The sequence below is a fragment of the Stenotrophomonas sp. GD03654 genome, from assembly GCF_029845105.1.
Lineage (GTDB): Bacteria > Pseudomonadota > Gammaproteobacteria > Xanthomonadales > Xanthomonadaceae > Stenotrophomonas > Stenotrophomonas africana.
The window spans coordinates 1-20,236 of the sequence record NZ_JAOCLC010000049.1; the positions used below are offsets into that span (position 1 = coordinate 1).

Annotated in this window: 17 protein-coding genes; 14 read left to right on the forward strand and 3 right to left on the reverse strand. The window is 59.5% G+C overall.

What is annotated here, in order from left to right:
- Nucleotides 1–1,107: PilT/PilU family type 4a pilus ATPase (locus N5J73_RS16830; protein ID WP_279941214.1), on the reverse strand; the 1,107-nt coding region annotated here is incomplete at its 3' end.
- Nucleotides 1,108–1,228: 121 nt separating this feature from the next.
- Here N5J73_RS16830 and N5J73_RS16835 point away from each other — a divergent pair.
- From N5J73_RS16835 to N5J73_RS16895, 13 genes are all read left to right on the forward strand, one after another.
- Nucleotides 1,229–1,594 (forward strand): DUF4398 domain-containing protein, encoded by a 366-nt coding sequence (locus N5J73_RS16835; RefSeq protein ID WP_049446237.1) that lies wholly within the window; start codon nt 1,229–1,231, stop codon nt 1,592–1,594.
- Nucleotides 1,591–2,475, forward strand: a complete 885-nt coding sequence (locus tag N5J73_RS16840; RefSeq protein ID WP_080354833.1) for an OmpA family protein — start codon at nt 1,591–1,593, stop codon at nt 2,473–2,475. Before N5J73_RS16835 ends, N5J73_RS16840 begins: the two co-directional genes overlap by 4 nt.
- 324 nt (nt 2,476–2,799) lie before the next feature.
- On the forward strand, nt 2,800–3,036 hold the full coding sequence (locus tag N5J73_RS16845; RefSeq protein ID WP_005407964.1) for a YdcH family protein: 237 nt from the start codon (nt 2,800–2,802) through the stop codon (nt 3,034–3,036).
- Between the two features lie 300 nt (nt 3,037–3,336).
- Nucleotides 3,337–4,707 (forward strand): pyridoxal-phosphate dependent enzyme, encoded by a 1,371-nt coding sequence (locus tag N5J73_RS16850; RefSeq protein WP_049446235.1) that lies wholly within the window; start codon nt 3,337–3,339, stop codon nt 4,705–4,707.
- Nucleotides 4,708–4,830: 123 nt separating this feature from the next.
- Nucleotides 4,831–6,003 carry a cystathionine gamma-synthase gene (locus tag N5J73_RS16855; RefSeq protein WP_107379070.1) on the forward strand — a complete coding sequence of 391 codons (1,173 nt, stop codon included), beginning with the start codon at nt 4,831–4,833 and terminating at the stop codon, nt 6,001–6,003.
- Nucleotides 6,004–6,059: 56 nt separating this feature from the next.
- Entirely contained in the window at nt 6,060–6,875 is an 816-nt protein-coding gene (locus N5J73_RS16860; RefSeq protein ID WP_049410495.1) for an ABC transporter permease, read from the forward strand.
- Nucleotides 6,865–8,295, forward strand: a complete 1,431-nt coding sequence (locus tag N5J73_RS16865; protein WP_107379071.1) for an ABC transporter ATP-binding protein — start codon at nt 6,865–6,867, stop codon at nt 8,293–8,295. The genes N5J73_RS16860 and N5J73_RS16865 overlap by 11 nt, the downstream gene beginning before the upstream one ends.
- A gap of 17 nt (nt 8,296–8,312) precedes the next feature.
- Nucleotides 8,313–10,766, forward strand: coding sequence for a methyltransferase domain-containing protein (locus tag N5J73_RS16870; protein ID WP_159054933.1), 2,454 nt, complete (start codon nt 8,313–8,315; stop codon nt 10,764–10,766).
- Nucleotides 10,763–11,959: a glycosyltransferase family 4 protein gene (locus N5J73_RS16875; RefSeq protein ID WP_100050639.1), complete on the forward strand. Its 1,197-nt coding sequence runs from the start codon at nt 10,763–10,765 to the stop codon at nt 11,957–11,959. Before N5J73_RS16870 ends, N5J73_RS16875 begins: the two co-directional genes overlap by 4 nt.
- 149 nt (nt 11,960–12,108) lie before the next feature.
- Nucleotides 12,109–14,142, forward strand: coding sequence for a hypothetical protein (locus tag N5J73_RS16880; RefSeq protein WP_107379073.1), 2,034 nt, complete (start codon nt 12,109–12,111; stop codon nt 14,140–14,142).
- Between the two features lie 97 nt (nt 14,143–14,239).
- Nucleotides 14,240–15,061: a glycosyltransferase family 39 protein gene (locus N5J73_RS16885; RefSeq protein WP_164078705.1), complete on the forward strand. Its 822-nt coding sequence runs from the start codon at nt 14,240–14,242 to the stop codon at nt 15,059–15,061.
- A 139-nt stretch (nt 15,062–15,200) separates the two neighbouring features.
- The gene (locus N5J73_RS16890) at nt 15,201–15,755 is read left to right on the forward strand and encodes a hypothetical protein (protein ID WP_159054935.1); all 555 of its coding nucleotides are present in this window, start codon (nt 15,201–15,203) and stop codon (nt 15,753–15,755) included.
- Nucleotides 15,756–16,018: 263 nt separating this feature from the next.
- On the forward strand, nt 16,019–17,185 hold the full coding sequence (locus tag N5J73_RS16895) for a nucleotide sugar dehydrogenase (protein ID WP_049410588.1): 1,167 nt from the start codon (nt 16,019–16,021) through the stop codon (nt 17,183–17,185).
- A 44-nt stretch (nt 17,186–17,229) separates the two neighbouring features.
- Here the strand turns inward: N5J73_RS16895 and N5J73_RS16900 are convergent, their stop codons facing one another.
- Both N5J73_RS16900 and N5J73_RS16905 read right to left on the reverse strand, forming a co-directional pair.
- Nucleotides 17,230–18,171 (reverse strand): electron transfer flavoprotein subunit alpha/FixB family protein, encoded by a 942-nt coding sequence (locus N5J73_RS16900; protein WP_107379076.1) that lies wholly within the window; start codon nt 18,169–18,171, stop codon nt 17,230–17,232.
- Complete coding sequence (locus N5J73_RS16905; protein WP_012509979.1) at nt 18,171–18,917, reverse strand: electron transfer flavoprotein subunit beta/FixA family protein; 747 nt, start codon at nt 18,915–18,917, stop codon at nt 18,171–18,173. The genes N5J73_RS16900 and N5J73_RS16905 overlap by 1 nt, the downstream gene beginning before the upstream one ends.
- 261 nt (nt 18,918–19,178) lie before the next feature.
- Here N5J73_RS16905 and rfbB point away from each other — a divergent pair, with 261 nt between their 5' ends.
- Entirely contained in the window at nt 19,179–20,234 is a 1,056-nt protein-coding gene (rfbB, locus tag N5J73_RS16910) for a dTDP-glucose 4,6-dehydratase (protein WP_107379077.1), read from the forward strand.
- Nucleotides 20,235–20,236: the final 2 nt, after the last annotated feature.

Here is a 20,236-nt window from a genome sequence, read left to right on the forward strand (position 1 = left end):
CGGCGCGCCGGCCGAGAAATCCGCGTACGGGTCGTGTTCGCCGCTGCTGCCTTCGGACAGGCGGAACTTCAGCGCCAGGCCATCGCGCGAGTCGGCCGCACGCAGTGCTTCCTCCTGATCGATGACGCCGGCCTTGGCCAGCCGGAACAGGCACTGGTCGAAACTCTCCATGCCTTCTTCCAGCGAGCCTTCCATCGCCGCCTTGATCTCGTGCACCTGGCCGCGGCGCAGCAGGTCGCGGATCATCGGCGTGTTGATCAGCACCTCGGTGGCCGGCAGGCGACGGCCCTCCTTGTTCTTCACCAGACGCTGGCTGATCACCGCGCGCAGGTTCAGTGCCAGGTTCATCAGCACGTTCTTGTGCGCGCTTTCCGGGAAGAAGTTGAGGATGCGCTCGATGGTCTGGTCGGCGTTGTTGGAGTGCAGGGTAGCCAGGCACAGGTGGCCGGTCTCGGCGAAGGCGATGGCCGCCTCCATCGTTTCCGCATCCAGGATCTCGCCGATCAGGATCACGTCCGGCGCTTCACGCATCGCGTTCTTCAGCGCGTTGTGGAAGGCATGGGTGTCCAGCCCGACCTCGCGCTGGTTGACGATCGACATCTTGTGCTTGTGCAGGTACTCGATCGGATCCTCGATGGTGAGGATGTGACCGGTGGTGGTGCTGTTGCGGTGGTCGATCATCGATGCCAGCGACGTCGATTTGCCGGAACCGGTGGACCCCACCACCAGCACCAGCCCGCGCGGGGTCATGATGACGTCCTTCAGCACCTGCGGCAGGTTCAGTTCCTCGATGCTCGGGATGCGGCTGCGGATGGCGCGGATGACCATGCCGACCTCGCCCCGCTGCTTGAACACGTTGACGCGGAAGCGCCCGGCTTCGGGAAGGGCGATGGCCATGTTGAGCTCCAGCTCGCGCTCGAACTGCGGCACCTGGCCTTCGTCCATCAACGAGTAGGCGATTTTCTTGACCATGCCGGGCGGCAGGCCGGTGTTGCCCAGCGGATAAAGCTTCCCCTCGATCTTGATATAGACCGGTGCCCCGGTGGTCAGGAACATGTCCGAAGCGTTCTTTTCGGTCATCAGCTTCAGGAAGTAGCCGATATCCATTGCGAATTTTCCCCAACGAAACGGCCGACGCCCGTTGCCAGCACGGTGTCGGCTTGACGACAATGGCCGTGAACCGACAACCGGTACGGCCTCCCCAATGAAACGACTTAGCTTCGCACGAATGCGCCATGGCCTGTATGTGATGGCGTTTGCATTCGCACTGTCTGCCCCCGCCTGGGCGCAGGACGCCGCACTGGAACTGGCGCAGGCCCGGCAGGCGGTCGACAAGGCCACCCAGGCCGATGCCGACCAGTACGCCCCGGACCTGATCGGTCTGGCCCGCCAGGGGCTGGAGCAGGCCCAGCGCGCCGCCGGCGACCGCCGCGAGCGCAAGAACGCCCCGGCGATGGCCCAGCGCGCCGCCGCCGATGCCGACCTGGCCCGCGTCCGCAGCGAGGAGGCCACCGTCACCGCGCAGCTGCAGCTGCGTCGCAACGAGGTCAACCAGCTGCAACGCCAGCTGTCGACCGGGGAGGACCGCCGGTGAAGCCGATGACTGCCGCAACCCTGGCCGCGCTGCTGGCGCTGCCGACCCTGGCCTTGGCCGCCGACAACCCGATGGTGGCGCAGCTGAGCCAGCGCCTGATGGCCATCCAGGCCAATCCCGACACCGCTGAGCTGGGTGCCTTCGAGCGCATGCAGGCCCAGCAGGCCATCGCCACCCTGGACAAGGCCAAGCGCCGCGACCAGGAGCTGGCCACCTACCTGGCCGAGCGCCGGGTGGAGATTGCCGAGACCGCCGTGCGCGCCGCGGTGGCCGCGCGCGAGGTCGACCGCTTGGAGCGGACCCGCAGCGACCTGCTGATCGAGGCCAGCCGCCGCGACGCCGCCCGTGCCCGTCAGGAAGCCGAGCAGCTGCGCATGCAGGCGCAGATGCAGGCCGAGGAGGCTGAGCGTCTGCGCCAGGCCGCCGAAGCCGAAACCCTGGCCCGCCAGGACGCCGAGAACGCCCTGACCAGCGTGGCCGGCAAGCAGCAGCAGCGCCTCAGCGCCGCCCAGCAGAACGCCGCCAAGCTGGCCCGCGAGGAAGCCGAGCTGGTGTCCGGGCAGAAGCTGCCGGGCTCGAAGTTCGACGGCCGTGGCGAAGTCTTCACTTTCAATGGTGACGCCTTCGCCACTGGCGCCTCCAGCCTGTCCGGCGGGGCCCGCAACCAGGCCAAGGCCCTGGCCGAGTACCTGAACATCGGCAAGAAGGGGCGCCTGCGTATCGAGGCCTATGACAGCGCCAATGGTGTGGGTCAGAAGCGTGCCGAAGCGCTGCGCGATGCTCTGGTCGCGGCGGGTGTCGCCAGCAACCGGATCCAGGTCAGCGGCAAGAAGGCGGCGTCCACCCGGGCGCGCTCGGCCGAGGTCATCATCGCCCCGTAATTGCTTGATATTGTTTGTTTTTCGTTGTGATGAGCATTCAGCCTGAACCCCGCCCCGGCGGGGTTCGGTCTTTTTGCCGCAGGGGTCTTGTACCCCGCCTTGAGCAGGCGTAGGGTCAATCGTCCGGGACGCAATGCCGCGGACCGGACGATGGGAGGGCCGGGCCGATGCAAACAGGGCGCGAACCGCAGCGAATCGACGTGCGCAGGCCAGTGCCGCAGGTCGTTGCAGGCGTCCAGGTGGCCATCGACCGGCGCTCCTCCATGAACAACGCCCCGTGCCTCGCGGCCGGGGCGTTCGTGTATCTGTCGAAGGAGGTCCATCATGTTTGAAGATCAGCCCCAGAGCGAGATCGACGCCCGCCGCGCGCGTGATCCGGAGTTCAGGGCACTCCATGACCAGCACCGCAAGTTGAACAAGAAGTGCATGGACGCGGAGTTGGGTGTACTCCCGATCGATGATGTCACCCTGGGTCGCATGAAGCGTGAGAAGCTGCTGGCCAAGCAACGACTTCTGCGAATGTACGAAACACCGCTCCCAACGACGTCCCCCACACTTTGACGCACCCCGTCACGCCCGGAACGGCGTGACCCGGCCATCGATGGCCCCGCCGGGCGCTCCTGCCCCGGCATCGCGGCACCGCCGATGAGGCGGCCGCGCCAAGGCACCACAAGCGGTGGTGCCTTGGCCTGCAGGTACGACTCACCGATGCGGGCGGTACCGGTCTCCTCGTCGATCCGGGGCCGTCCGCATCTCTTTTTGCGGGCTTGCGGCCCGGCGCCGCGCCGACCTGACATTCATCGCCATCCGACGGATAATCATCGGTCCGGCCCTGTGTGGCGCGAACCGAAAGTCCTCCGAATGCCCATCCATTCTTCCGTCCTCGAACTCATCGGCCAGACCCCGATCGTCAAGGCCCAGCGCCTGGACACCGGCGTCTGTGAGCTCTACCTGAAGCTGGAGAGCGCCAACCCGGGCGGATCGATCAAGGATCGCATCGGCCTGTCGATGATCGAGGCGGCAGAGCAGCGCGGCGACCTGAAGCCGGGCGCGACCCTGGTCGAGGGCACAGCCGGCAACACCGGCCTGGGCCTGGCCCTGGTCGCCCAGCAGAAGGGCTACAAGCTGATTCTGGTTGTTCCCGACAAGATGAGCCGGGAAAAGATCTTCAACCTGAAGGCGATGGGCGCTGAAGTGCGTCTGACCCGCTCGGACGTGGCCAAGGGCCATCCCGAGTACTACCAGGATCTGGCCAAGACCATCGCCGAACAGACCCCGGGCGCCTACTTCATCAACCAGTTCGGCAACCCGGACAACCCGGCTGCGCATGAATTTGGCACGGGCCCGGAAATCCTGGAACAGATGGGCGGCGATCTGGACGCCATCGTGTTCGGCTGCGGCAGCTCCGGCACCATGACCGGCCTGTCGCGCGCCTTTGCCAAGCTGTCGCCGAAGACCGAGCTGGTGTTGGCCGACCCGGTCGGCTCGATCCTGGCCGAATACATCAATGACGGCGTGCTCAACGACAAGTCGGGCAGCTGGCTGGTGGAAGGCATCGGCGAGGACTTCCTGCCGTCCATCTCCGATTTCAGCCGGGTGAAGAAGGCCTACGCCATCACCGACGGTGAGAGCTTCCATACCGCGCGCGAGCTGCTGGCGAAGGAAGGCATCCTCGGCGGCTCGTCCACCGGCACCCTGCTGGCGGCTGCGCTGAAGTACTGCAAGGAACAGACCACGCCGAAGAAGGTCCTGGTACTGGTCTGCGATACCGGCAACAAGTACCTGTCGAAGATGTACAACGACTACTGGATGCTGGACAACGGCTTCCTGGAGCGCCCACAGCACGGCGACCTGCGCGACCTGATCCTGCGCCCGTACGGCCAGCGCGATACCGTCGTGATCGGCCCGAACGATCTGCTGACCACGGCCTACCAGCGCATGAAGCTGTATGACGTGTCGCAGCTGCCGGTGATGGACGGTGACCAGCTGGTCGGCATCGTCGACGAAAGCGACGTGCTGCTGCATGTTTATGGCGATGAGGCCCGTTTCCGCGACAGCGTCGCCACCGCGATGGTCAGCAAGCTGGACCGGCTGGATGTGAAGTCGCCGATCGAGGCCCTGCTGCCGGTGTTCGACCGTGGCCAGGTGGCGATCGTGATGGACGGCGACGCCTTCCTGGGCCTGATCACCCGTATCGACCTGCTGAACTACCTGCGCCGTCGCGTGCAGTAAGCCGCTGATCGAAGACGTTCGCTGCTGAATCCCGGTTTATCCGCGTCAAAGGTCGTTAAGGCCGCGCTGGTAGACTTCCGCACCTTCGATGGCGCCGCGTGTCGGCGCCCCTCAGGAAAGAACATGTCCAACGCTACTTCCCAGGATCGCGCCCTGGCCCTGGCCACGCTGGCCATCCACGGCGGTCAGTCGCCCGATCCCAGCACCGGCGCGGTGATGCCACCGATCTACGCCACCTCGACCTATGCCCAGTCCAGCCCGGGCGAGCACCAGGGCTTCGAGTACTCGCGTACCCACAACCCGACCCGCTTCGCCTATGAGCGGTGCGTGGCGTCCCTGGAAGGCGGTACCCGTGGTTTCGCCTTCGCTTCGGGCATGGCGGCCAGCTCGACCGTGATCGAACTGCTGGACGCCGGCAGCCACGTGGTGGCGATGGACGATATCTACGGCGGCAGCTTCCGCCTGTTCGAGCGCGTGCGTCGCCGCACCGCCGGGCTGGACTTCAGCTTCGTCGACCTGACCGACTTGGCCGCGTTCGAGGCAGCCATCACGCCAAAGACGAAGATGGTCTGGATCGAGACCCCGACCAATCCGATGCTGAAGATCGTGGACATCGCTGCGGTGGCCGCCATCGCCAAGCGCCACGGCCTGATCGTGGTGGTCGACAACACCTTCGCCTCGCCGATGCTGCAGCGCCCGCTGGAGCTGGGCGCGGACCTGGTGCTGCACTCGGCCACCAAGTACCTCAATGGCCACTCGGACATGGTCGGTGGCATGGTCGTGGTCGGTGACAACGCCGAACTGGCCGAGCAGATGGCCTTCCTGCAGAACTCGGTGGGTGGCGTGCAGGGCCCGTTCGACAGCTTCCTGGCCCTGCGTGGCCTGAAGACCCTGCCGCTGCGCATGAAGGCGCACTGCGCCAATGCGCTGGCCCTGGCGCAGTGGCTGGAGAAGCACCCGGCCGTGGAAAAGGTGATCTACCCGGGCCTGCCGTCGCACCCGCAGCATGAGCTGGCGACCCGCCAGATGGGCGGCTACGGCGGCATCGTCTCGATCGTCCTCAAGGGCGGTTTCGAGGCGGCCAAGCGCTTCTGCGAGAAGACCGAGCTGTTCACCCTGGCCGAGTCGCTGGGTGGCGTGGAAAGCCTGGTCAACCATCCGGCGGTGATGACGCACGCCTCGATCCCGGTTGCGCGGCGGGAACAGCTGGGCATCAGCGATGCGCTGGTGCGGCTGAGCGTGGGCGTGGAGGAGCTGGGGGATCTGCAGGTGGATCTGGAACGGGCGCTGGGTTGAAACGCAGTAGCGTCACTTCATGTGCTTACGCATGACTTCATTGGGAAAATTTTCAGATGAATCGAATTTCTCCCGGAGCGTTGTTGAATTCGCTCTGGACAAATCGTGGAATCGTGTGGTTGCTTGGAAAGAGAGACGTTCAGAGCAAATATAAGGGGTCATTTGCAGGCCTGCTCTGGGCTTTCATCAATCCGCTGCTCATGCTGCTCATCTACACATTTGTCTTCGCTGTAATCTTCAAGGCGCGCTGGCATGGTCAGGTGGGCGACAGCAGGGCGCAGTTTGCACTGGTGATGTTCGTAGGCGTGATTATCCATGGCCTTTTCGCCGAGGTGATCAATCGCGCCCCGGGTATCATTTTTGAGAATACAAACTATGTGACCAAGGTCGTTTTCCCGCTCGAGATGCTGCCAGTCATCAGCCTCGGATCCGCCCTTTTTCACTGTCTTGCCAGCGTATGTGTCCTGCTTGCGGGTCTTGTACTCTGCAACGGCGGTTTGCATTGGCAGGCTGTGTTCTTTCCTGTCGTTCTGGCGCCCCTGCTTGTCATTGCGGTCGGTATTGCCTGGATCCTCGCCGCGCTGGGTGTATTCATTCGTGATTTGAAGCAGACAACGACGTTCATCACAACTGCAATGCTGTTTCTTTCGCCGGTCTTCTATCCGCAGTCCGCGTGGCCCGAAAAATACCAGAAGCTGTTCATGTTGAATCCTCTGACCTTCATCATGGAGCAATCCCGGCAGGTGTTGATCTGGGGCAAGTTGCCTGACTTCAAGGGGCTGATCGTCTATTTGATGATTGCCTCCGCTTTCGCTTTCATCGGATTCGCTGTATTCCAAAAAATGCGTAAAGGCTTCGCTGATGTCCTCTGACAATTCGCCCGACCCGTCGCCGGAAGTAGTGATCGATGTATCAGGCCTCGGCAAGTTTTACGAAATCTACGCAGATCCGAAGGATAGGTTGAAGCAATTCGTCCTGCCCGCGCTGGATCGAGCGCTGGGTGGCGAACCCAAGCACTACTATCGCGAATTCTGGGCGCTGAAGGATGTCTCGTTCAGTGTGCGTCGTGGCGAAACCGTTGGCATCATCGGTCGCAACGGCTCGGGAAAGTCGACTCTGCTGCAGCTTGTCTGTGGCACGTTGAGTCCGTCTGTGGGTGAGGTAAAAACAACCGGGCGAATCGCGGCGCTTCTTGAGTTGGGATCAGGGTTCAACCCTGAGTTCACCGGGAAAGAAAATGTAATGCTAAGTGGCGCGTTGTTCGGACTGACTGCCGAACAGATGGAGAGTCGCTACCCTGACATCGTTGAGTTTTCCGGAATTTCCGATTTCATAGATCAGCCGGTCAAGACATATTCAAGTGGTATGGTTGTGCGCTTGGCATTCTCGGTTATTGCACATGTCGATGCGGATATCCTCGTCGTCGATGAAGCGTTGTCCGTAGGAGACGCCTATTTCACCCAGAAGTGCATGAGATTCCTCCGGTCATTCATGAAGCGCGGGACTCTGCTTTTCTGCAGTCATGATATGGGGGCTGTCATCAATCTCTGCGAACGCGCAATCTGGTTGGACAAGGGCGATCTCCGCATGAATGGTGCGCCCAAGGAGCTGTCCCAGGCGTATCTTGCATCGCTTTTCGAGCCAGAATCTGCTGGCACGCCGGTGGTTGCGGCTGAACCTATTCTGGATGAGTCGGAAGAAACAGCGGAGAAGCCACGTGCTGCGACCGACGCCTTTGTCGAGGTCGCACCTGTTGAATACGTGGACATGAGGCAGTCGCTGATCGATGCGTCCAATCTGCGCAACGACATTCAGGTTTTCCAGTTCGACGAGAACCGGGCCTCGTTCGGAACAGGTGCCGCCACCATCACCTCTGTGCAACTGCTGGATGCTGGTGGCAATCCGGTTAACTGGGCCGTTGGAGGGCAGGACGTTACTCTGCAGGTCACTGTCCGGACTAGGGACGAGATCCATCGGCCGATTGTCGGGTTTGTTGTCAAGGATAAACTGGGCCAGATCATCTTCGCGGACAATACTTACCTGTCACAGCGAGACCTGGATATGAAGGTGCCACCGGAAACAACGCTGGTTGCCTCCTTCAATTTTACCTTCCCAGTATTACCTGGTGGGGAATACAGTATTTCACCTGCGGTCGCAGAAGGCACCCAGGCTGATCATGTCCAGCACCAGTGGATTCATGATGCCCTGATCCTCCACGTTCAATCGAGTGCCGTATGTCTCGGCCTGTTTGGCGTACCAATGCGCAGGATCGAAATGGAGATGAAGTCGTGATTAATGGTTCTGTGCCCATGTCCGAACACCATCTGGACTTCACCGGAGAACGCTTCATCCCGGGTGTGACCGGTGAGATCGAGATGGAACATTACCATCGATATCACCTAGCTTGCGAAATCATTGCTGGTAAGCACGTGCTGGACATTGCATGTGGAGAAGGCTACGGCTCCGCCTTGATGTCCCGACATGCTCAGAAAGTAATTGGCGTTGACATTGATCCTGGTGCCGTAGACCACGCTCGTGACGCATACAGGTCCGGCAATCTCGAATTCCATTGCGGCTCCTGCACAGCAATCCCTTTGCCTGATGCTAGCGTCGACGTCGTCGTCAGTTTCGAGACAATCGAGCACCATGATCAGCACCATGAAATGATGAGGGAAATCGTCCGTGTCCTTCGTCCCGACGGAGTGCTGATGATATCCAGTCCGGATCGTGTCGAGTATTCGGAGAAACCGGCATTCCACAATGAATTCCATGTCAAGGAGTTGGATCGTGCCGAGCTCGAGGAGTTGATTCTTCAGTACTTCCCAGCCTTCGAACTTTACGGTCAGCGCACCACCATGGCTTCGATGATCGGGCGGATCAGGCCGATCAGCCCGGTTGCTTCGGATCGTGCCGATGCGATCCGCCACTACTGGAGCGAAGAGGGCGGGCTTCTTGAAGAAGCGCAGAATGCGCAGATGCCTCGCCAGCCCGTCTACTTCGTTGCGCTTGCGTCTGCGGGGGAGATCCCGCGGTTACCTCAGTCCGTGTTTGAGGTTGCTGGCTACGTCGAGGCGCGCGTTCGACAGGTGGCCAATGACTATCAGTGCGAGATTGCGAGGATAGCTCTTGAGCGCGACCAGATGCTTGTCGACAAGGATCAGGCGTGGGGGCAGCGAGTTGAGCAGGTCGCCGCAGATTATAGGATGGAGATTGAACGAATCTCAATTGAGCGCGACCAGGCGCTTCTGGCCAAGGACAGTGATTGGAAGGCTGAAGTAAATAAGGTCGCAGCTGAGTATCAGGAGATGCTGCGGAGTATGGAGGGTGCGCGTGATTATGCTGTCCATGAAGAGAAGGCGCAGCGTCATCTCAATGAGGTGTCACAAGCTAAAAGGGCGCAGTTCGAGAAATCTCTCCCTTTGGTGAGCCTTATTGTTGTCAATTACAATGGCAAGCGTTTCCTGCAGCCGCTCTTGGAGAGCATCGAGAAGCTCGAGTATCCCCGATTTGAAGTAATTTTCGTCGATAATGCGTCGGCTGATGACTCCGTGGGCTATGTTGGATCTGCCTTCCCTTGGGTTCGCATCATCGAATCAAGGAAAAATCTGGGTTTTGCAGGTGGAAACAACCTTGGCATGACCCACGCAAATGGTGAGCTGATTGGGCTGATCAACAACGATACCGTAGTCGATCCGCTGTGGCTCTCGGCTTTGGTCGAGGAGCTGATGTCCCATCCGGCGGCATCAGCTGCTGGATCGAAGATTCTTTTCTTCCGGCGGTATGTCGAGCTCAACATCCAGAGCGGGGCATTCCGCCCGAGCGAAGCAGGTGGTTCGGGCGACACTCGAGAACTTGGCGTGCTTGTTGACGATGAGAGTTGCTTCATCGGAAGTGGTTACCGAAAGCTGATATATTCCGACGGCTTCTGGGGTCCGGAGTATCACGGTTCCAGAAAGGTCAACTGGACAAATGGTGACGCAACGCTACGAATCCCTTTGCCGCCAGAACCGACGGGCGGAAGTTTCAAGTTGAAGCTGGTGCTCTCTGGCTCTGAGATGGGAGGGGGCGGCGAGTTTACTGTCAAGGCAGGCGGGCGTCAGCTGGCATCTGGGCGGCTTGAGACAGGCTTCAAAGAATTCGTTTTTGACTGTGATGCAAGCTTCCTGACGGGTCTGGCGTTTGATGTGATCAACAATGCTGGAACCAACTTGAATGACAGCGGTGAAGCTGGCGATCGTGGCATCTACGAGGTGGACACCGGCCAGTTTGACGCCGCTGAGAACGTCAACGCGCTGTGTGGTGCATCGATGCTGATGCGGCGATCGGCATTGATCGAGGCCGGCTTGTTCGATTCCAGCTTCTTCATGTATTACGAGGATACAGATCTCTGCTGGCGTCTTCGCAAGGCGGGAGGCAGTCTCCGTTATGTTCCTGATAGTGTGGTTCGTCATGTACATACCGGGTCCAGTGTCGAATGGTCACCGACGTTCATCTTTTATGTGTCGAGAAACCACGTCTTGATCAAGATCAAGCATGCTCATGTATATGTAGCGGCAGCCGCATATGCGAGGGAGTCCGCCCGGTGCCTGCGGGCGTCCGTCGCTGCGGTGCGGCGCGGATTCCGGAACGAGAGATGCAATGCAGAGCTTCGTCTTCGACTTCGCATCCAGTATGGATTGCTCAAGCTCGCCCCCCTGGCCTTGCTGCACCGCTGGACCGGACACTTGCGCGCGACTGATATGATTGGGGCTAGAGCACGATGAAAGTTGGTATCTATAATCGCTATTGGTCCACGATGGGTGGTGGCGAGAAGCACGTCGGAACCATCGCAGAAGTATTGTTGTCTGAGGGCTACGAGGTTGACCTGATTCGCGTTGGTCCAGTTGATGAGGTCGAGTTCTGCCAGCGTATGAATCTGAAGCTTGATGGCGCGCGATGGGTGGACTGGCCTGCACAGTCGTGCGCCGAGCTCGCGCCCAGAAGTGCTGATTATGACTTGTTCATCAATTCAACCTATTGTTCGTCGATGGTCTCGCAGGCAGCCAGGTCGATCTATCTGGTGTTCTTCCCCCACGAGTTGGTTGAAAGCTCACGCGTCGCTCGCTTCCTGCAGCGGGCGGCAGGAAAGTTGAGTCGCGAGGGATTTCCGCGCTTTGGGCGTATTGCTAATAATGCAAGAAAGCTCGTTCGAGGCCATGTCTCGAAAGACCTGCGCCCTTTTATCGACAGTTACGATGTACCGTTGGCCAATTCAGAATTCACGGCTGCCTGGGTAGAGAAGCGTTGGGCGCGTAAAGCGGATGTTCTACCGCCCCCGATCGATACCGAACGATTCGCTGGAATTGAACTCGACGGCAAGAAAAGGGTAATCCTGAGCGTCGGGCGTTTCTTTGCCGGTGGGCATAACAAAAAGCACGTGGAACTCATTGGTGCCTTCAGGGGTATGTGCGACGCTGGCATGGTGCCAGAGGGGTGGGAGTACCACCTCGCGGGCAGTGTACATGCGGATACAGCCGCCCATCGAGAGTACTTTGAGCGGGTGAATGAGCTTGCTCGCGGTTACCCTATCAGAATCATGGGCAACCTTACTGCCAGAGAGTTGCTGGAGGAGTACTCCGTGGCCTCGATCTTTTGGCATGGTGCTGGCTGGGGTGAGTCGGAAACTATCGAACCGGAGAAGCTGGAGCACTTCGGCATGACAGCATGCGAGGCGATGGCTGCTGGTGCAATCCCAATCGTTGTTCCTATGGGGGGGCCGAAGGAAATCGTCACAGATGGCGTCGACGGATTCCACTTCCGTAGTGCGGATGACCTGCGCTTGAAAACCCGAGATTTGATGGCGCTGTACGGAACCGGAGCGCAGATCGAACTGGCCGAGAGGGCCCGCCAGAGCGTGGCCAAGTACTCAAATTCGAGTTTTCGAAACGGGTTCATGAAAATCATGCGCCGTCGTTGACAGTTGCGGAGGAGGAGTGCGCTGGCGCGTTGTTCCGTGGGTAGGCGGTTAAAGGACTGCATTGGTCGGGCTTGATTGCCTGAAAGTTTACGCAACGTGCATTTCCGCCATTCGTAGAGTATAAGTGTGTTAGCGAAGAGAGATTCTTGATGAATGCAATTTCGGTCGGTTGCGAGAAGGCTAGGGGCCTGATTGCATTCACACTTTTCCTGTTTGTTGGTGTCGCCTTCTATCAATTGAGGGCAAATTCTTATCTCACGGCAGTGCCGGGCGATCTGATCGACGCAAGATTCAACTCGGTGGTGCTTGAGCACGTCTATCAATGGCTGCGAGGAGACGTAGAGTCTCTGTGGAGTCCGGGGTTCTTCTATCCTGTGAAGGACGTCCTGGCGCTCAGCGATAACCATTTCGGTTCTATTCTTCCTTATGCCCTGCTTCGCCTTCTTGGGTTTGAGCGGGAGCCGGCGCTTGCGCTCTGGTTGATGCTTGGAGGTATTCTGAACTATGCGCTTGCATACGTCGCATTCAGACGTTTGAAGCTCAGGCATTCAGGTGCCGCGGCTGCTGCGTTTGTCTTCGCGTTCTCCCTCCCGGTTCTGGCCCAGCAGGCCCACGCGCAATTTGCGTTTCGCATGTTCGTGCCGTTGGTATTTGTCACCTTCTATGCCTGGTTGGAGTCAGGAAAAACGTCATCTCTGGCGTGGACTGCCGTCTGGCTCATGGCGCAGTTCTACTGTGCAATCTATACCGGTGTCTTCGCTGTCTATCTTCTGATCGCGATGGTTGTCGGCTGGCTGTTACTGGGCAAGGCAGGGGCTATCCGCCGGAGCGTCATGCAGAGTGTCAGTAGAACCAATTTGTTTGGGACGCTAGCATCTGCATCCGTAGTACTTGTGTGCGGCGCGGCTGTGTTTGCATTGCTCGCAAAATACAAGCAAGTCACGCTCGCCCATGGGTTTGAGCGACCTCGCGATGAGATTCTCGGTATGCTCCCGAGGGTCTGGAGCTACCTGATTTCAGATTTTTCCAAGCTAAGCCATGTTGTCGGCGGATCGATCACCGACATTTCAATGCGGCATGAGCATCAGCTTTTCATCGGAGTGGGCGTTCTGCTCTTCTGTTTGGTGGGTGCACTGGTTGCGCTTCGCAGGATCGAGTACACCGATATTGGCCGGTTGGCGTTTGTGTCCTTACTGTTGCTGGTGGCTGGAACCCTGAATGTTAGTAATTTCTCCATCTATCGACTCTTCCTGCACGTTCCTGGGATCGACTCAATACGAGCTGTAACCCGTGTGATGCTGGTCATGGTCGTGCCTCTCGGTATCCTTGCAGGTATTGGTTTCCAGCGTGTTCTCACGCTTCTTGAGCGACGCGGTGCCCTTCGTCTTTGCATTGGAGGTCTGCTGGCGGTCGTTCTTCTGGTTGCAGAGTCAAGTACCTTTGAGGCGGGCAACGCAAGCTTCGCTGCCTGGCGGGCCAGACAGGCGAACTTTGAATCGAGGGTGCCTGCCGGGGCGGTTCGCGGGAGCGTGATCATGGCGGATCGATCATCAGATTCTCCATATCTCGATGACCTGGACGCGATGATCTATGCTCAGGATCATGGAATGGCTTCCATTAATGGATATTCCGGCTACGTGCCGCCTGGCGCTGGCGTGGCTGGAAGCTGTGAAAGCGCGGAGAGTTTCGTCCGCACACAGATTCAGTTTGGGCGAGTGAATGCGACTCAGGCGCAGCAGCTTCTGGATAGGATCGTGATGGTTCCCAAGCAAGAATGCGTTGGCGGACGATTGGCACGATTTTCGGGCCGGATCCCGGCAGGGGTCGCGCGCAATGTCAGCATTGCAATCGCAAGTGTGATCTATGATGAGGGCGGGGCGAGGGTCACTGTAACTATCCACAACGGATCTTCCCAGGACATCAGTACCCTTGAGGTGGCTGGACGCAATGTTCGCCTCTCATGGCGGGTCGTGCAGCCCGGTGAGGACAAGGCACCCCCGGGATGGGATACCCGCCAGGACTTGATGCTACAGTTGGCGCCGGGTGAATCGGCCAACGTGGAATTCCACGCCAGTGGATTGAACCGTGGGGCAGGAACCTTGCAGGCGAATTTGGTTCAGGAGACTGTTTTCTGGTTCAGCGACGAGGGAATGACGGTTGCCTCAACCCCGCTGAACCGCTGAGGGAACGCGGTTGGCTCCAGCCTCTGCGGGCCTCATTCATGCGGTCAGGGGAGGAGGGATGCGGGTCTCAGGAAGGTATTTCGCTGCAGCGGCTTTCGTGGTCTACCTGTTGGCGGGAGTCCTGATTTACTCGGATTACGCTGTCTCTTGGGATGAGCCAACGTCCCGGATGAATGGACTGGTCAACCTCAAGTATGTTGATGGCGTGGTGGGTTCGGGAGCTTTGCAGGAGGAGCTCAGATCGATACCCGACCTTTCAACGTGGCAGGACAGAGATTATGCAGTAGCCTTTGAGCTTCCGCTTGCCGCGGCAGAGCGGTTGACTGGGGTAGAGGGGGAGCGGATCTGGTCGCTAAGGCATCTGTTGACATTCCTGCTCTCTGCCTTGGGTGTTTTCGCCATCTATCGAACAGCCCGGCTTGCATACGCGAACCAGGCCGTCGCGCTCGCAGCGGCGATTTTAATGGCGCTTTCTCCCAGAGTTTTTGCTGAGTCGTTTTACAATTCCAAGGATATTGCGTTCATGGCTGCAATGGCCATATCGACGTGGACGTTGACGAGGGTGCTGATTTCCGGGCGTGTCGAAGCAATGGTCCTCCATGGAGTGGCCACGGGGTTTGCTATCGATATCCGAATCATGGCGGTCGTGCTTCTGCCCCTGACTATTATTCTACTTGTTATTCAGATGGTACAGGCAAAGAGATCCGGCGGCCATGTGTTCAGGTTGTTCCTGCTTTACACCTTTTGCACTGTGGCTGCCGTCTACGTAATGTTTACATTCCTCTGGGGGGCGCCTGTTCGGAATTTCATTTCGCTTTTGAACGAATGGCGCATCTCCGGTGGGATAATGAGGTCCTCTACCTCGGTCGTGTGTACCAAGCAACTGATCTACCTTGGCACTACCTCCCGGTCTGGATAGCAATAACCACGCCGCCGGCAGTCCTAGTTCTGGCCGCGATTGGTACTGCTTCTGCGTTGGTCCAAATAGTGCGTCGGGGCGAGAGGATTGAACTGGCGATCGCCTATCTTTATTCGCCGTGCAGATCGGTTGGATGGTGATGGTGCACCCCCTGCAGAACGTCTACTTCAACCTTCTTGCGGGCTCTGATTGGAAGCGACGATTTGAGGTCGATTACTGGGGGCTGGCAAACAGATCCGCGATCGAGTCTGTAGTTGATCTGAAGGGTGGACGGTTGATTTCAATAAAGGCCGTCAGTAGGACACCACTTGATATGGCGTTGCTGGATATGCCACCGGATTATCGAAAGCGCGTGGTCATTGTAAATGATAATGCGAGACCAGAGTTCATTCTTGACAACTATCGTGGCGGTTCGATTTGCGCGGATTCGTGCTTTTCAGGGGGCTACGAAGAGTATTTCCGGAAGCAGGTGGCGGGTGAGGACGTTGTGTTTATTTCCAAGTTGAAACAAGGTTTCGTCGCGGATCCCTACTTCAATGTAGTTCCCTTCGCTGGTCGAATTGCACTGGATGTGGCGGCCAGAATTGAGCTTCTTATCATGGAGTGTTCACCAGTGGTCGGTGGTGTCAGCGCTAGGGTTCGGATAAGAAATGGTTCAGATTCGATCTTGAAAACCATCGAGACTGAAGGGTGAAATGTTCGGCTTTCTTGGCGCTGGGTGCCTGTTGAAGGTAATTGCGCGCCGCCGGGTTGGGACGCACGCAAGGATCTTTCGCTTGAGCTATCGCCCGGGAAGGCGGTAGATGTTTCCTTCAACGCTGAGGCGCCTCCCGATCACTACATGCTTGAAGTAAGCTTGGTTCAGGAGTTGGTCTTCTGGTTCCACGACGAAGGCATGAGAGTGCCTGGGATGCTCGTGGTCATCTGATGCTTGGCAATACTGATAGAGAGACTATTGTGAAGATTGCGGTTGCGGGTACGGGTTACGTGGGATTGTCCAATGGTGTGCTTCTTGCTCGCCAGCATGAAGTTGTTGCTGTCGATGTCGTTGAAGAAAAAGTCAAGTTGCTCAACAGAGGCGTGTCTCCGATTGCCGACCCTGAGCTCGAGGCCGCATTGCAGGGCGGCGGGCTTGATTTCCGGGCGACACTGGATCCGGTCGATGCGTATGCTGGAGCAGCATTCGTCATCATTTCCACGCCTACCGATTACGACCCCGAAACAAATTACTTCAACACTTCGTCGATCGAATCGGTGATTTCTCAGGTGCTACAGATTGCTCCTGAGGCTACCATGGTCATCAAGTCCACCATTCCGGTTGGTTACGTGGAGAGTGTGCGAGCCAAGTTCGGGACCCGGAACATCATTTTCTCGCCAGAGTTCCTGCGAGAAGGGCGTGCTCTACATGACAATCTGCATCCTTCTCGGATCATCGTTGGCGAGAAGTCCGAGCGCGCGGAGATATTTGCGGCCCTACTGAGCGATGCGGCGATCAAGAAGGATGTTCCCATCCTGTTTACTGATCCAACCGAAGCGGAGGCAATCAAGCTTTTTGCCAACACCTACCTGGCCATGCGGGTATCGTACTTCAATGAACTGGATAGTTATGCTGTCAGCCACGGGCTGGATAGCAAGCAGATCATCCGGGGCGTAAGCCTGGATCCACGCATTGGTGGACACTACAACAACCCTTCTTTCGGATACGGCGGCTACTGCCTTCCGAAGGACACAAAGCAGTTGTTGGCGAACTACAGCAGCGTTCCTCAGAATCTGATCCGCGCGATTGTTGAATCCAATACCACGCGAAAGGATTTCATTGCCGAGCAGATCCTCAAGCGCAAGCCCAAGGTTGTTGGCGTCTACCGTCTGATCATGAAAAGCGGTTCAGACAACTTCCGCTCTTCAAGCATCCAAGGCGTGATGAAGCGCATAAAGAGCAAGGGAGTAGAGGTAATTGTCCATGAACCGAACTGCCCGGATCCAGAATTCTTCCGGTCGAGAGTCGTCAATGATCTGGCTCTCTTCAAGCGCGAGGCCGATGTGATCATCAGCAATCGTATGTCTTCCGAACTTGATGACGTCTCAGACAAGGTCTATACCCGGGACCTGTTCGGAGACAACTGAATCTGCTGGAAGCAGGGCACCCTGGGGGTGCCCTGCCCAAAGCATCAGCTTAGTGCCTTTTCCAGCTCCGGCAGGATCGCAAACAGATCCCCTACCAGTCCGATATCCGCAATCTCGAAGATCGGCGCATCGCCGTCCTTGTTGATTGCGACAATCGTGCCGGCATCCTTGATGCCGGTCAGGTGCTGGATGGCACCGCTGATACCCACGGCCACGTACAGTTCCGGCGCGATGATCTTGCCGGTCTGGCCAACCTGCAGGTCGCTGGGCACGTAGCCGGCATCGACCGCAGCGCGCGAGGCACCGACGGCGGCACCGAGCTTGTCAGCCAGCTGGAAGATGACCTTGAAGTTCTCTTCCGAACCGACACCACGACCACCGGAAATCACGCGCTTGGCGCTCTGCAGGTCCGGGCGGTCGCTGGCACCGGCGGCCAGGCCGACGAAGCGGGTGTGGGTTGGCAGCGTGGCGTCGACGCTCGCCGCTTCAATGGCGGCGCTGCCGCCCTGGGCGGCTTCCGGCCACGACGCGGCACGCACGGTGGCAACCACGATCTGGTCGGCTGGGGCTTCCACGGTGATGATCGCGTTGCCGGCGTAGATCGGGCGCTTGAAGGTGTGGCTGCCTTCGACGGTCATCAGGTCGGAGACCTGGTTGACGCCGAGCAGGGCGGCCACGCACGGCATGAGGTCCTTGCCGAAGGTGGTCGACGGGCCGAACACATGGGTATAGCCCTTGGCCAGCTGCGCGATCTGCGGTGCCAGTACCTGGGCGATGGCCTGCGCGTTGGCGGCATTGGTCACGGTCAGGACCTTGGCGACGCCAGCGATCTTCGCGGCTTCAGCGGCGACGGCGGCCGGATCGGCGGCCAGCACCACCACATCGATGCTGGCACCGCTGATGGCAGCAGCGGCGCTGACGGTCTTGGCGGTGGCGGCGTTGAGCTTGCCGTCGTGGTGCTCGGCGATGACGAGAATCTTGCTCATTACAGCAGCCCCTTCTGCTTGAGTGCGGCAACCAGTTCGGCCGCGTCCTTGACCATCACACCCTTGCTGCGCTTGGACGGCGCGGCGTACTGGGTGGTCTTGAAGGTGTCGGCGGCTTCAACGCCGAGGTCGGCCAGCTGCAGGGTTTCCAGCGGCTTGGCCTTGGCCTTCATGATGTCCGGCAGCTTGATGAAGCGCGGCTCGTTCAGGCGCAGGTCGGTGGTGACCACGGCCGGCAGATCCACTTCCAGTGTTTCCAGGCCGGCGTCGACTTCACGGGTCACCGTGGCCTTGCCGTCGGCAATCTCCAGCTTGCTGGCGAAGGTCGCTTGCGGGCGGCCCCACAGCGTGGCCAGCATCTGGCCGGTCTGGTTGGCGTCGTCGTCAATGGCCTGCTTGCCGAGGATCACCAGGTCCGGCTGTTCCTTCTCGATCAGCTTGAGCAGGGTGCGCGAAGCGGTCAGCGGCTGGATGGCCTGGTCGGTGACGACATGGATGGCGCGGTTGGCGCCCATGGCCAGGCCATTGCGCAGGTGCGCCTGGGCGTCGGCCGGGGCGATGGTGGCAACCACGACTTCGCTGGCGATGCCCTTGTCGCGCAGGCGCAAGGCTTCTTCCAGGGCGATTTCATCGAAGGGGTTGGGGGACAGCTTGACGCCGTCGGTGACCACGCCGGAACCGTCCGGCTTGACCTGAATGCGGACGTTGTAGTCCACCACGCGCTTGTACGCGACGAGGATTTTCATCTGGTACGGGGTCCTTCAGTAACAGGGAGAACGTCCGGTCCTGGAACAGCAACCGGTTCGGGGGTGGGACCCCGATTCTAGCTGGCTTCGGGTGACCATGCGAATGCGTATGGTTATGTTGCGGCGCGGCAAAAATGCACTTCGCGAGCTCGTGTTCACGTCACGCAGGCGGTCGTGAAGGCCATCGGGATGTATCCTGTCACGCTGCGCTGGGGCGCCCGTGGGCGCTCCTTGGATGAATTTCGATCAGGAGAACAGGTAGTGCCCACATGGCTTGTCACCGGCGGCGCCGGATTCATTGGCGGTAACTTCGTTCTCGAGGCCGTCGCGTGCGGCGTCAAGGTCATCAACCTCGATGTGCTGACCTACGCCGGCAACCTGAAGACCCTGTCCAGCCTGGACGGCAACCCCAACCACCTGTTCGTGCAGGGCGATATCGGCGACCAGGCCCTGGTCGCGAACCTGCTGGCCGAACACCGGCCGGATGCCGTGGTGAACTTCGCCGCCGAAAGCCACGTTGACCGCTCCATCGACGGTCCCGGTGCCTTCATCCAGACCAATGTGGTGGGCACCCTGGGCCTGCTGGAAGCGGTCCGTGACTACTGGAAGGCGCTGCCGGCCGAACAGGGCGCGGCCTTCCGCTTCCTGCACGTGTCCACCGACGAGGTGTACGGCACCCTGGGCGAGACCGGCAAGTTCAGCGAAACCACACCGTACGCCCCGAATTCGCCGTACTCGGCGTCGAAGGCCGCTTCGGACCACCTGGTCCGTGCCTTCCACCACACCTACGGGCTGCCGGTACTGACCACCAACTGCTCCAACAACTACGGCCCGTACCACTTCCCCGAGAAGCTGATCCCGCTGGTGATCGCCAAGGCGCTGGCTGGCGAGCCGCTGCCGGTGTACGGCGATGGCAAGCAGGTGCGCGACTGGCTGTTCGTGTCCGACCACTGCGAAGCGATCCGCACCGTGCTGGCCAAGGGCCAGGTCGGCGAGACCTACAACGTCGGCGGCAACTCGGAAAAGCAGAACATCGAAGTGGTGCAGGCCATCTGTGCGCTGCTGGACCAGCGCCGCCCGCGCGCGGATGGACAGCCGCGCAGCAGCCAGATCACCTACGTCACCGACCGCCCCGGCCATGACCGCCGCTATGCGATCGATGCCTCCAAGCTGAAGAACGACCTGGGCTGGGAACCGGCCTACACCTTCGAGCAGGGCATCACGTTCACCGTCGACTGGTACCTGGACAACCAGGAATGGGTCAACGGCGTGCTGGATGGCAGCTACCGCCTGCAGCGCATCGGCACTGCCGCCTGAGG

Bases quoted from the DNA above. Each gene is read 5' to 3' on its own strand.
- N5J73_RS16835 (WP_049446237.1), top strand. From the start codon at position 1,229: ATGCGCCATGGCCTGTATGTGATGGCGTTTGCATTCGCACTGTCTGCC.
- N5J73_RS16845 (WP_005407964.1), top strand. From the start codon at position 2,800: ATGTTTGAAGATCAGCCCCAGAGCGAGATCGACGCCCGCCGCGCGCGT.
- N5J73_RS16850 (WP_049446235.1), top strand. From the start codon at position 3,337: ATGCCCATCCATTCTTCCGTCCTCGAACTCATCGGCCAGACCCCGATC.
- N5J73_RS16855 (WP_107379070.1), top strand. From the start codon at position 4,831: ATGTCCAACGCTACTTCCCAGGATCGCGCCCTGGCCCTGGCCACGCTG.
- N5J73_RS16860 (WP_049410495.1), top strand. From the start codon at position 6,060: ATGAATCGAATTTCTCCCGGAGCGTTGTTGAATTCGCTCTGGACAAAT.
- N5J73_RS16865 (WP_107379071.1), top strand. From the start codon at position 6,865: ATGTCCTCTGACAATTCGCCCGACCCGTCGCCGGAAGTAGTGATCGAT.
- N5J73_RS16870 (WP_159054933.1), top strand. From the start codon at position 8,313: ATGTCCGAACACCATCTGGACTTCACCGGAGAACGCTTCATCCCGGGT.
- N5J73_RS16875 (WP_100050639.1), top strand. From the start codon at position 10,763: ATGAAAGTTGGTATCTATAATCGCTATTGGTCCACGATGGGTGGTGGC.
- N5J73_RS16880 (WP_107379073.1), top strand. From the start codon at position 12,109: ATGAATGCAATTTCGGTCGGTTGCGAGAAGGCTAGGGGCCTGATTGCA.
- N5J73_RS16890 (WP_159054935.1), top strand. From the start codon at position 15,201: ATGGTGCACCCCCTGCAGAACGTCTACTTCAACCTTCTTGCGGGCTCT.
- N5J73_RS16900 (WP_107379076.1), bottom strand. From the start codon at position 18,171: ATGAGCAAGATTCTCGTCATCGCCGAGCACCACGACGGCAAGCTCAAC.
- N5J73_RS16905 (WP_012509979.1), bottom strand. From the start codon at position 18,917: ATGAAAATCCTCGTCGCGTACAAGCGCGTGGTGGACTACAACGTCCGC.